Origin of the sequence: Nostoc sp. (genome assembly GCF_036917555.1) — a bacterium.
In the GTDB taxonomy this organism is placed as follows: Bacteria; Cyanobacteriota; Cyanobacteriia; order Cyanobacteriales; family Nostocaceae; genus Nostoc.
The window spans coordinates 197,551-210,214 of sequence record NZ_JBALDD010000023.1; the positions used below are offsets into that span (position 1 = coordinate 197,551).

The 12,664-nt window shown below is 42.1% G+C and carries 8 protein-coding genes and 1 pseudogene; 4 read left to right on the forward strand and 5 right to left on the reverse strand.

Annotated elements, in window-relative coordinates; translation table 11 throughout:
* The first annotated feature begins 68 nt into the window (after window positions 1-68).
* Window positions 69-1,781, forward strand: a complete 1,713-nt coding sequence (locus tag V7K60_RS09445; protein ID WP_334924892.1) for a putative bifunctional diguanylate cyclase/phosphodiesterase — start codon at window positions 69-71, stop codon at window positions 1,779-1,781.
* A 317-nt stretch (window positions 1,782-2,098) separates the two neighbouring features.
* On the opposite strand, the gene V7K60_RS09450 is transcribed toward V7K60_RS09445, so the two are convergent.
* Window positions 2,099-2,761 (reverse strand): LuxR C-terminal-related transcriptional regulator, encoded by a 663-nt coding sequence (locus tag V7K60_RS09450; RefSeq protein WP_334924894.1) that lies wholly within the window; start codon window positions 2,759-2,761, stop codon window positions 2,099-2,101.
* Between the two features lie 274 nt (window positions 2,762-3,035).
* On the opposite strand from V7K60_RS09450, the gene V7K60_RS09455 reads away from it, so the two are divergent.
* From V7K60_RS09455 to V7K60_RS09465, 3 genes are all read left to right on the forward strand, one after another.
* Entirely contained in the window at window positions 3,036-3,446 is a 411-nt protein-coding gene (locus tag V7K60_RS09455; protein ID WP_334924896.1) for a DUF6220 domain-containing protein, read from the forward strand.
* Between the two features lie 288 nt (window positions 3,447-3,734).
* Window positions 3,735-4,568 (forward strand): sulfurtransferase, encoded by an 834-nt coding sequence (locus V7K60_RS09460; RefSeq protein WP_334924898.1) that lies wholly within the window; start codon window positions 3,735-3,737, stop codon window positions 4,566-4,568.
* A gap of 279 nt (window positions 4,569-4,847) precedes the next feature.
* Complete coding sequence (locus V7K60_RS09465; RefSeq protein WP_334924900.1) at window positions 4,848-5,972, forward strand: site-2 protease family protein; 1,125 nt, start codon at window positions 4,848-4,850, stop codon at window positions 5,970-5,972.
* 608 nt (window positions 5,973-6,580) lie between these two features.
* Here V7K60_RS09465 and V7K60_RS09470 read toward each other — a convergent pair.
* The 4 genes and pseudogenes from V7K60_RS09470 to thiO all read right to left on the reverse strand — a co-directional run bounded on the left by V7K60_RS09470 (window position 6,581) and on the right by thiO (window position 12,663).
* Window positions 6,581-7,329 (reverse strand): annotated as a pseudogene (locus V7K60_RS09470) (choice-of-anchor K domain-containing protein).
* 443 nt (window positions 7,330-7,772) lie between these two features.
* The gene (locus V7K60_RS09475) at window positions 7,773-9,986 is read right to left on the reverse strand and encodes a tetratricopeptide repeat protein (RefSeq protein WP_334924901.1); all 2,214 of its coding nucleotides are present in this window, start codon (window positions 9,984-9,986) and stop codon (window positions 7,773-7,775) included.
* 266 nt (window positions 9,987-10,252) lie between these two features.
* The gene (gene psb34, locus V7K60_RS09480; protein WP_334924903.1) at window positions 10,253-10,432 is read right to left on the reverse strand and encodes a photosystem II assembly protein Psb34; all 180 of its coding nucleotides are present in this window, start codon (window positions 10,430-10,432) and stop codon (window positions 10,253-10,255) included.
* 218 nt (window positions 10,433-10,650) lie between these two features.
* Window positions 10,651-12,663, reverse strand: coding sequence for a glycine oxidase ThiO (gene thiO, locus V7K60_RS09485; protein WP_334924905.1), 2,013 nt, complete (start codon window positions 12,661-12,663; stop codon window positions 10,651-10,653).
* Window position 12,664: the final 1 nt, after the last annotated feature.

The following is a 12,664-nucleotide window of genomic DNA, read 5'->3' on the forward strand; positions in this document are numbered from 1 at the left end:
TTGTAAATCAAAAATACCCTTTTGCCAGAATAGCTCGGAACTAATTTACCAACTATCAAACAGAATTTATGAAGCTCAATGACAAGCTCTATCTATACTCGTTTCTAGCTAGTTTTCCATTGCTCAAAAAAAGTTACACCGCTAAAATCATGTTGGTGGCATTTTTGGGTACTCACATACCACTTCTTAGCTTACTCTTGAGTTTCGTCATCTCAAACTCCTATTCCTTGGAGATGGCGATTCGAGTTATGCTTATTGCTCTGTTGGCTACCCTAACGGGTACAGCCGCCACCCTCTACGCGCTACACCACCTCCTGAAACCGGTTATTTTGACATCTGCGGCATTGCAAAATTATCTAAACACCAAATCCTTACCTGAATTACCCACAGAATTTGCTGATGAAGCCGGTACATTGATGGCGGATACTTCACAAACTCTTTACAAATTAGATGAGTTAATTCGTTACATCAGTAATTATGACGATCTAACTGGATTACCGAATCGTGATTTATTCCGCGATCGCCTCCATCAGACTCTATCTCAACCTGAAAATAATCAGCGCTTTGTAGCGGTCTTTTTAGTGGGTATTGATGATTTTACTGCTATGAGTCATGGATTAGAGCATGAAACAACAAATTTGTTGTTAAGAGCAGTTGCTCAGAGGTTATCACTCTGCATGACACAAACAGATATTCTTACCCATTTGAGTGGAGATGAATTTGCCATTGCCCGCATAGACATTGTTTCTTTTGAAAGTGTGATTAAACTATCGCAGATGCTGTTAAATACCCTAAGCAAAGCCTTTTCTATAGAAGGAAACTTGATTCATATTACCGCCAGCATCGGTATCACAATTAATGGAATAAACGAGCGTAATAGCATAGATAAACTTTTGCAGCAGGCTCATATAGCACTGTACCAGGCGAAGCGGCAAGGGCGTAGCAAATACCAATTCTATTCACCGGAAATTAATGCTCAGTTGCAGGAGCGAATAACTTTAGAAAATGAATTACATAGAGCGCTTGCTCGCAACGAAATGCTGGTTTATTATCAACCTCTAGTTGATTTACACAGCGGACAAATTACAGCTATGGAAGCGTTGGTTCGCTGGCAGCATCCTACATTAGGTTTGGTTTCTCCAACAAAGTTTATTCCCATTGCAGAAGCCAATGGTTTGATCCTACCAATTGGTGAATGGGTCTTGCGAACTGCTTGTGCCCAAAACCGTGCTTGGCAGCTTGCTGGATTTAACCCAATTCGGATATCTGTAAATCTATCAGCCCGACAGTTTGAACTAGCGAATCTGGTTGAGGTCGTCAGTCAAATTCTTGAGGAAACTGGACTCCAAGTATCTTACCTGGAATTGGAAGTCACAGAAAGCTTTTTGATGGCTGATATGGAGCGATCGGTTAAAACCTTAAAACAATTACGAGAACTAGGTATATGGTTGGCTCTAGATGACTTCGGTACTGGTTATTCCTCTCTCAACTATTTGAAGCGCTTTCCCGTGAATATGCTCAAGATCGATCGGTCATTTGTACAGGATGTCACGTCCAATGCTGATAGTGCCGCCGTCACGAATGCGATTATTGCCCTGGCAAAAAGCCTGCGGTTAAACATCACGGCAGAGGGTGTGGAAACCCAAGAACAGCTTGACTATCTGAAAATGCTGGGATGTGAAGAAGGTCAGGGTTACTACTTCAGTTGTCCTGTGCCCGCCGATTTAATTACCCCGATGTTGCAGAAAACTTCTCAGCAGATGGAGAAAATTCCAGCATAAGTGGATGCCTAAGCCAGAAAATACACCCCTGATAATGTCTCACTTCAATTTTGCTAGAAATGGTTATCAGGGGGCACGTTAAAAAGGCAGCTATGTTGGAAGAATCCCGATAAATAAATTTAGGCTTCTGCCGTGAGCACAAGCCGAACGCGGATTAAGGATGCTGTATTTCTTGCACCTACTTAATAAAATACATATTTTTTTATTTTTCATAAATAAATTTAGTTGCTCTCAGACCATTTTGCCTCCTGCCTCCTGCCTTTCTTCGGTGACATAAAAAGAAAAATCCAGGATTAATGAGGTGAATAAAAGGTCATTTATTTTGAAACTGTGGAAAGCTTTGCAACCATGTGAGCACGAGATGAAACCTCAAGCTTGCGAAACATCCTTTTTAAGGCTTGCTTGACAGAGTTTTCAGTAATCCAAAGTTCAGCACTAATTTCTGCATTGGTTTGTCCTTGAGCCACCAAGTCAGCAATTTGCATTTCACGAGGTGTTAAACACTTTGTCTGTAATAATGGTTCTTGCAACTGCGCCATTGCCACCCAAGTAGAAATGTGCAAACAAAGCGCACTCAAATCTGTAAGATTTTGTGAATCAAATGCAGGCATTCCTTGCTGACGCGTCAAACCTACCACACCCACTAACTCACCATTGTTGACAATTGGGCCTGCCATGACGTGCCAGTGATCGGCACGAGGACAAATCAACTTCCATGTTTTAGGTTCTACTACCAAAGCTTCATGAACAGGGGCATGGCGTTCTAGCAAGTAGCGTGCAACTGGATTGTGTTGAGGTGATAAAGCAATTTGCAGTGCTTTTTGAATCTTGCTGTCAACTAAAGAAATTTGGGCAAAGAAAAACAGCCCACATCGTGTAGCTGAAAAATATTCACTCATTTGAGCGGATATGTGCGATCGCAAAGTCTGTTCATCTTGAGCTTGAGCAATTCCATGAAATAGAGCTTGTAAGGCAACCATGATTTGCAAAGTGTACTCGTTCGAGGTCTAGGCGCAGTATCGCAACCAGACTTATCTTAGCTTTAGTCACACCAAACCGCTTCGCGGAGTCATTAGTTATTAGTCCTTAGTCCTTAGTTTTTTTGCCCACTTTGTTGCGAGGTATGTACCAAAAAACTCTTTATTAATGACTAATGACAAATACTTCGGCTTCTCTACGAGACGCTACGCGAACGCTCAGTACAAGTGACCAATGACCAATGACTAATTTGTTTGATTTTTTGGATTACTTTACATGACTGTAAATTCTGGCATTGATGACACACAGATATCCGGGCGCTGGATTCAAATCAGTTTTTTGATCGCAGCAGTGCTTTTCAATCTCTGTTTAATAATCCAGGTATTCAGTGTTGGACTGGCTTACTTTTACAACTCTGATTGGTGGAACCTACATATTTGGCTCGTGCGAGGATATGGCGGACTCTCACTAATTTTGTTGATATGGGTGTTTTTCATTCCGTTTCCTCGAAGAATCCAAAACCTTACAGCAAGTATGCCAGTGCTGCTAGGACTGCAATTTCTCACAATTCACTTGCATTCTTTGCCTTTAGCAGTATTCCACCCACTCATCGGCTTTTCCTTATTCTCTATTTCCACAACCCTAGTGCATCGGACATCGCACATTGTATTTCCCAACTACAACTAAATCGTTGAGTAAACACAACTAGGACTTACGCACTGAAGCCTGAAACCTAGATCCTCCCTAGCCACGCCAGTCGCTCCACTTGGGGAGACCCCAGACGCTCTCTGCGAGACGCTGCGCGAACGCAGACTCGCTAACGCTTTTAGCATCTCCCTTTGGGAGAAGACCGCGCTGGCTCCCCTTAAAAAGGGGGCTTTAGAAGTTCCCCCCTTTTTAAGGGGGTTGGGGGATCTGAGTGCGTAAGTCCTGACAAGTTTCAATTCTTTTCGTGCTATTAAAGGAGAAATACAAATGTCTCAATACGCTGATCCATCCGTTCTCGTTGATACCCAGTGGCTTGCAAATCATCTTAACGATCCAAACATCCGTATTCTTGAAGTGGATATGAGTCCAGAGCCGTGCAAAAATGCTCACATACCTGGTGCTGTCTTCTGGAACATCTTTGCAGACTTACTCTTGCCCGATTTGAAGATGAATTTGGATGCGATCGCTTTTGAAAAGCTGATGGCACGTTCAGGCATCACCAATGACACCACAGTGATTGCTTATGGCAGTTATCCGGGAACGGGAGCCTGGATTTTCTGGTTGTTGAAAGTCTTTGGACATGAGAATGCACGAGTTCTCAATGGCGGCTACCAAAAATGGAAATCAGAAGGTTGTCCACTAGCGACTGAATTATCTACGTTTGCTTCTACTGATTACCGTGCCAGAGGTATTGATGCTCATCTGCGAGTATTACACAATGAAGTTCAGGCATCGATAGGTAGAAGCAATGGTGTGTTGTTAGATGTCCGAACACCTCAAGAATATTCTGGTGAGTGGTTTTTCGATCAGCCACCACAAGCAGGTCAACTTACTGGACATATTCCCGGTGCAGTGCATCTTGAGCATACCTTAATTCTCAATGAGGACGGAACTTTTAAATCATTCAACGAATTGAAAAATCTTTATGACAGTAAGGGCATTACGGCTGATAAAGAAGTGTTTCCCTACTGTACTATCGGTGGGCGTTCTGGATATATCTGGTTTGTGTTGAAGTATTTATTGGGCTATCCGAATGTTCGGAATTACGATGGCTCTTGGAATGAATGGAGTCGCTTGCCTGATATAGCGATCGAGAGATAAAGAAAGGCAGGAGGCAGTAGGAAAAAAGTATTAACAAAAACTTTCCTTCTCTACGAGAGACTGCACCAACGACAAGTCTCATAGGTAGCTCTGTCAAACTTCTCGTAGGTTCTTTCTGCCTCCTAAATTGGGATGCTCCTAATATTCTCAATAACCGCACCTTTACGGACGGACACCACTACTGCTATCAAGATTAAAATCTCTTAACCTTTCGTTACACTAAAGACATCGAGAAGGAAGAAAGCAAACCTCTCGAAGCTGAAATCAAAGGTGAACGACATGAATGGCACAATTCGCGTTGGTAATCTCTTCGGAATTCCCTTCTATATCCATCCGTCATGGTTTTTAGTTCTGGGCTTAGTAACTTGGAGCTATAGCAGTGGACTGGCGGCGCAATTTCCCCAATTGTCTGCAGGATTAGCTTTGCTACTAGGATTGATGACAGCGCTGATGTTATTTGCCTCTGTCGTCGCCCATGAATTAGGCCACAGTTTTGTTGCGATTGGTCAGGGAATTGATGTCAAGTCGATTACGCTGTTTATATTTGGTGGTTTAGCTAGCTTAGAAAAAGAGTCGAAAACCCCAGGTGAAGCTTTTTGGGTAGCGATCGCTGGGCCAATAGTAAGCTTACTACTATGTGGCATCGTTACAGCTATTGGTGTTACTACTGCTGCATCAGGGCCGTTAGCTGCAATTCTTGGTGTTCTAGCTTCTGTTAATTTAGCATTAGCTCTGTTTAACCTGATTCCTGGCTTGCCCTTAGATGGTGGAAATATACTGAAAGCCATAGTTTGGAAAATTACAGGTAATTCTTATAAAGGTGTAACCTTTGCTAGTCGAGTTGGACAAATCTTTGGTTGGGTAGCAATTCTTTCCGGTGTACTTCCCCTATTATTATTTGGCAACTCCGGTAACTTCTGGAATTTGTTAATTGGCTTCTTCTTGTTGCAAAATGCTGGTAATTCGGCTCAATTTGCCAGAGTGCAAGAAAAACTCACAGGTTTGACAGCTGAGGATGCTGTAACTCATGACAGCCCAATTGTATCTGCTAATCTTACTCTAAGAGAGTTTGCCGATGAGCGAGTCATAAGTGGGCAAAACTGGCATCGGTTCTTAGTGACTGATGATGATGGACAATTAGTAGGTGCGATCACAGTTGATAATTTAAGAACCATCCCTACAGCACTGTGGTCAGAAACTCAAGTCAAAGAAGTCATGCGACCAATTACCGAATCTACCACAGTCCAATCAGATCAACCTCTACTGGAAGTCATGCAGTTACTCGAACAACAAAAACTATCTGTGCTTCCTGTGATTCGTGAGAATGGCGTCCTAGTTGGAATCTTAGAAAAAGCTGCAATTATCCAGCTACTTCAAAGCCAAACCCAACCTAACCCTGCATAGTAATATCAAGTTCGGGTAATTACTTATAATAAAATCTATCAATATAGGTTGGGTTGAACGGTAGTGAAACCCAACTTAACAATTCAAAATTCAAAATTCAAAATTAAAGACATTTCAAATGGGGATTTAAACCCCGACTGAAATGGATGCTACATGTAGATGTAAGGGTCTTAAACCCTTTAATTTACGATAAAGAAGGAAAATGTTGGGTCACCCTTCGGGGATCTTGCTACGTTTCTCAACCCAACCTACAGATATTATAAGTGTTTAACCGAACCTGATATAAGAGACGCGATTCATCGCGTCTCTTAAAAAATGATAAACCCTTGTAGAGATGTGACAAATCGCGTCTCTACAAGGGTTTATCGCCCAAATATTTTGATTGCGTGAAAAAACCCCGTACAACTTAAAGAGTATTCTTTCCAGTTGCCTCTTGCCTGTCCACACAAATAAGTTCAAAAATCAAATCAGATTACTATATTAGGACTCCTATTTAATTTTTAAACAAGACTCAGTACCCATCCATCCTTTTTTTTGTTCCCTATTCCCCATTGGCTATTTCTATAAATTAGACATCTGGTGAAAAATAATGTAGAGACATAACAGTGCTACGTCTCTACAAGGGTTCTGAATAAGTCATATTTATAGGCTCTTAGTATTTTTTTCCAAGAATTTTTACGAGATATCAGGTATATCCCTAGCAAGGATAGACTCGCCAGTGGCGCAGGTTCGGATATAGTTTTGATTTTGGCGTAAATTGCTGTTGTAATTGTAGCTTCTTCAAGAGCCTTAATACTTATCTGGTGACCGTCTGCATTAAAGCCGATTAACTAAGGGTATATTTATTACTTCCAAAGGTGAAACTACGATTACTTAAATTTGTATCTAAAAATGCTAAGTCTGCACTCTTTTCAGGATCTTTTGGGTCGTTAAGTGTATTTACTAAATGCAAGTTGAAGTCAAAAACTTGGCTGGTTCACACAGGGGGGCTGAAGGATACATTGACATTTAAAGGTACAAATCCAATGCCTGTATCGGTGCGTATCTTTCCATTAAAGTAAGTTAAATCAGCTATTTTGAATACAGAGTTAATGTCCGCAGCAAATGAAGTTCCATTAAAGGTTAGTTTATTTGGAAATCCTGGCGACAACTCAGTTTTACCCCAAGTAAATGTGTTACTTCCCACACCTGTATATATGGGATTAGTATCGCTGCTTCCTGGAGTAGGATTTCCCCATGTACCACTAGAAATGCCAGAAAAAGTTAGAGCTTGTGCTTGACCAGAGAAACTAAATCCTGTGGTCGAACTCACAAAAAAACTAGATATGGCAGTAGCCAAAACAAAACTTAGTTTCATAATTCTAGGTTTTAATTATCATTCTGGAGCTTCTTTCAAATAGGTATTCAGTCTACCTTAGTAAATTTACGGAAAATAGACCAATGTCTTATTGTATTTTTTATAAAAAGTTTATGTGCATTTCAAAATAATTTAATGAATAATTTATATTGATTAAGTTATAGTTATAGGTTGTTAAAATATACTTCACTAGCTTGTAATTAGTAAAACGGTAAACCTCTTGCAAAAAGTTCCCTAACACGCTAAACCTAGCAGGAGTGGGGACTTTGACGTAAGTCAAAGGCGGAGTGGGGTTATTTTTTTGATTTATGCAAGAAGTTTAGTAATTGCGTAGGCGTAGCCCGTGTAGACATCGCTACCTTAATTGACTTTCCGATAAGTTGTCAAGCTGATATCAAGTTACAATTTTTTGACATTCCCCGCGCTATGGAAAGGAATAGGATTTATAATTTTGACAAAATCTCTGGCAACAACTGGCTAGGAACTTTAGATAAAGCCAGATTTTGTCCCTGTATCCCTAACTCATTATGAAAAGCACGAATAGTTTTCACCACATAAGTGAAGGTTGTCTGATAAGCCTCTGGTTGTTTACTTAATCCGTTTAAGGCTTGCAAATGGTTATCTAATGCTACTTCTAAGTGTTGAGAGCGTATCGCTTTGTCGCCATTAAAAGACTTATCTATTACTAGCTGATAATGTGCTAGTCCCAGGTTATTATGAGAGGCAAGCAAATCAAAACTTAAAGAAATACCGCTAAGTGAGTGAGCCAAAGCGATAGCTTCTTCGTAAGCGCTGATACATAGTTGCAGATACTTTTGCCGTGCCTCTTTAGTAGTCTCAGATAGGTTTGCTAGATGCCAGTAGGCAGTACCCAGATTATTTTGTGTAGCGGCGCAGGCACTGGGAACATTAGCTGGAGTGCGATACTTGAGAGCTTCACTATAAACATCTATGGCTAACTGGAGATTTTGGGCAGGTTGTTCGTATTGTGCCAGATTCCAACACGCAGTACCGATATTGTTTTGAATCATGCCATACTTGAGCGGTTCCTCTTCAGGGTTGTAGTGTGCAAGCGCTTCATTGTAAGCTGCGATCGCTTTCCTTAAATGCACAATCGGTTGATTGTATTGCCCTAAATGCCAGTAGGCAGTACCCAAATTATTTTGGCAAGCCGCATACTTTAATGAATCCATATTAGCTGTACGGTAGCTGAGTGCTTCACTGTAAGCAAAAATTGCTTGTTGCCAATTTTCAGATGGGTGAGAGAAACGAGCTAAATCACCATAAGCTGTCCCCAAATTATTTTGTACACGAGCGTAAGTTTCCGAATGTGTCTGGGGCGAAATCATCTTTAACGCCAACTGATAAAATTCTATTGCCTGCTCTATATAAGTTTGTCCTTCCTCTGAATTGGGTGGCGTGCGGTATAGCATCCAGTAAAGTGTACCCAAGTCATTCAAGATATCTGGGAGTTGCGGTGAGCTTTCGTCATAGCTAATTGCCTCCTGATAGGCAATAATTGCTACCATCAGATTTTCTAAAGTTGACTCTCCTTGCTCAATGCGAAGGCGGTATAAAGTGCCTAAGCGATGATAAGCCTCTGCTAGTATCTGCTCTGAAGCTTGCTTTTCGTGTAATTCTTCAATCTCCAACAAAATCTGCTGTGGTTGTAAAGAATTCTCTGTATTTTTAACATCACCTGTATTTATTGTTGCTATTACTAGCTCAGTTAACTCACTGCTAATATAAGATAAAGACGACAGCGATTGATTATTACTCCCATTACCAGACCGATTTGTAGATTCCTGTTGTTGTGGCGTAGCCTTCAATAAATCCGCTGTTGATGGTAAAACTTCCTCAGCTTTGTGTACGCGATTCTCTTCTATCTCTACTGGGAAATCAGAATTCTTATCAAACTTGAATTCAGTGGCTGCGGTTCTGAGTTCTGCTTGGTTAGCTGATTCATCTAGAATTGACTGCTCAATATTCCCCAAATCTAAGCTTCTAGAACTAGAAAAACGTTCTGGATAGGCCAAATTCTGAGTTGCTGGTGTGGGTTCTCCAGCAAACACAAATACGCCAGTACGACAACGCCAAAACTGTGGTGCTGATTGCTTGATAGCCGATAACCAAGGACGTGGTATCCACAACAGCAAATTAGATTCTAGGAATCGGCTAGATTCTTGTGTAGAGAAATATTGTTCGCTTAAGCGGAGATAGTGCAAAAATAACCGCTGTGTCGCCACTGGTTGCTTCGTAAGATGTTCCACGCCGACAATCTGAAATGCTGGTACTGGAAAAGGTCTTCCAGGAGTATCTTTTGATGCCCCAACAATTGGTGGTGGATAATTAGTCAACCATTGATTAATCTGGATTATGGGATTGGGATCGTTTAAATTCAAACGCAACGTGACTAATCGCGGATAAGCTGGAGTGCTATTTTCCTGAGCATTTGATGATTGATATAGCACCTGTCCAACAGGATAAGCCAATGTAGAATGCAAACGGGCTGCTACCTGATTTCTTAAGTATAAATCATCACATATAGCTAAAAGAATTTGTCGTCGTAAGCCAAGACTTAAGGCAAGCTTCAGGCGGTGGTATACTTGCCGATTCCAAGTAGAATTATTATTGTGTGCAGTATCATTCACGCTCATAGCGGCTAAAGAGCCAAAACACAGTATATATCACCTTTCTGAGTGCATCCAAGTGGGCTAAAGTCATAATAAAAATGATTTTTAATAAGTAGATGTTGTGCTGCTCAGGGTATATTGAGCCTTCAATTATAGTAGGAATAATAAAGTATAATTATATACTTTGATTTTTAGTTCAATTTTAACAAAAAATAAAAAAGCAGGCCCCTCTTAAAATCAGAACCTGAAAAACTATAAAGAAGATGAAGTTTTCTTAAAATGTTTTACGATCAACTGCTCTTAGAAACAAAGAAGGCGACTAGAATCAAGCCGGCAACCAAAGCTGTAGCGGCAATTGCTAGTAGGATATAAGTTCGCTTTTGCCCTTCTGTGGGAGGTTCTGCTTGATAGACCTTTGGTTCCCGGGCAAAATTATTCAGAAGACCGCCTTCTTCATTGGTATAGGGCATGAATGAATTCCTTTATCTTTATCGTTAATTTAATGTTACATAAATGCTAAATCTGGCCTTAAACTGCTAGATAAATCGTTACATTGTGGATTGAGCATTGGGCATTGGGCATTGGGCATTGGGTATGGGGAAGAGGACAAGGGGAAAGACTTGTTGCAAGTTCTAACTTTTGTCACCTTGTCCTTTTGTCTGTCTTGTCTGTTTATTCCCCATGCCCCTTAACTAGTAATCGTCCCAGTTAGAGGTGAACTAGGACTGGCGTAATCTTTAATAGGCATCCTGCCAGCAAGGTATGCTAGACGACCAGCGACTGTTGCTAAATTCATCGCACGAGCCATTGCTGCTGGGTTTGGAGAAAGAGCGATCGCACTATTAATCAACAAGGCATCTGCTCCCAATTCCATTGCCTGGGCGGCTTCTGAGGGTGAACCAATACCAGCATCTACCACCACTGGCACACCTGCATTTTCGATGATAATTTGGATATTAGCAGTTGTTTTCAGCCCTTGTCCAGAACCAATTGGCGATGCCAAAGGCATTACTGTAGCACAACCTACCTCTTCTAAGCGCTTGGCTAACATGGGGTCGGCGTTGATGTAGGGCAATACTGCAAAGCCTTCTTTAACTAGTTGCTCTGCTGCTTGCAGTGTTCCAATCGGGTCTGGGAGTAAATACTTAAGGTCGGGTATTACTTCTAACTTTACAAAGTTATTATCTTCCTGTCCTAACAATTTTGCCATTTCTCGGCCCAAACGCGCCACCCGAATCGCCTCTTCAGCAGTTTGACAACCTGCGGTATTGGGTAACATCCAAATTTTTGTCCAATCCAAGGCTTCAGCTAAACCTTCATGTCCAGGAGCCTTGGTTTGTACCCGTCGTACTGCCACAGTGACAATTTGGCAATCGCTGGCGGCGATGCTTTGCTGCATTTCCTCAATGGTGCGATACTTACCAGTTCCCGTCATCAAGCGGGATTGGAAGGTTTTGCCAGCGATAATCAATGGGGAGTCTTGAGTGGGAAGTGGGGATATAGCAGAGTGATGCCCGTTAGAGAAATTGGCAGAGTGAGTCAGCATTGGGGTGGAGGTAGATGATTTGGACTGGAAGCGCGAATAGTGAAAATTAGCAAGTAGGGGGTCAGATTTTTGTTCCAAGATTAAATCGGCAATCAAAGCGGCGGTTATGGGCGCAAGTAGAATTCCGTTGCGGTAATGACCCGTAGCAAAGGTTAAATTTTGACAGTGGCTAGTGCCCAGGATGGGCAATTCATCAGGGGTAGCTGGGCGAAATCCCCACCAAAATTCCTGGATGGGATAATGCTTTAATTGGGGATACAGCCGGATTGTAGCTTGTAATAATTTTTGAATACCTTCTGGGGTGTTGTTGGGGATAAAGCCAACGTCTTCACTTGTTGCCCCAATAACCAGGCGATCGCGTCTTGGTACGATGTAAATATCCTGCCCGAACAAAACCCGCTTTAAGGGCAATTCCGGCGAAACTTCTGGTATCCGCACACTCAGCATTTGTCCTTTTCTGGGTAGCACAGGTAGTGGTAACAATTCATTTGACCAAGCACCTGAAGCTAAAACATAGTGTGCGGCGCGAATTATGCCAGCATTGGTTTGCACGCCAGCTACTTGTCCATGCTGCTGTAAAAATGCTTCTACTGTAATGCCGTCTTTGAGTTCAACACCAACAGACTCAGCTGCCGTCCGCAATACGTGAGCTAGAGCCTTATTATCAACTTGGGCGTCTTCAGGATACCACCAGCCACCAATTACCTCTGCTCCCAATCCTGGCTGATATTGATGAATTGCCTCTTTGTTTAACCAGTAAGTCGGGGATGAGGGGGATGAAGAAGATGAGAAGGAAAGACTTTCCCCTCTGCTCCTCTGCTCCTCTGCTCCCCCTGCTCCCCTGCCCCCCTGCCCTGCCTCTTCAAAGAGGGGTGCAAGGATACCACAGGGACGGTAGCCAGTATTTAAGCCGGTCAGTTCTTCTAATTTGCGCGTCCAGTCGGGATATAAGGCACGCGATCGCCAACACAAGGAACGCATTGCCTCATTAGTGATGTTTTCCGCATCTGGTGCCAACATCCCAGCGGCGGCGTGGGTAGCAGCAGCCTGAAAGTCACGACAAAACACGGTGACGTTTGTCCCGCGCAATTTTAGTTCAATGGCGATCGCTAAACCAATAACGCCGCCACCAATAATCACAGTCTCACTAATCATT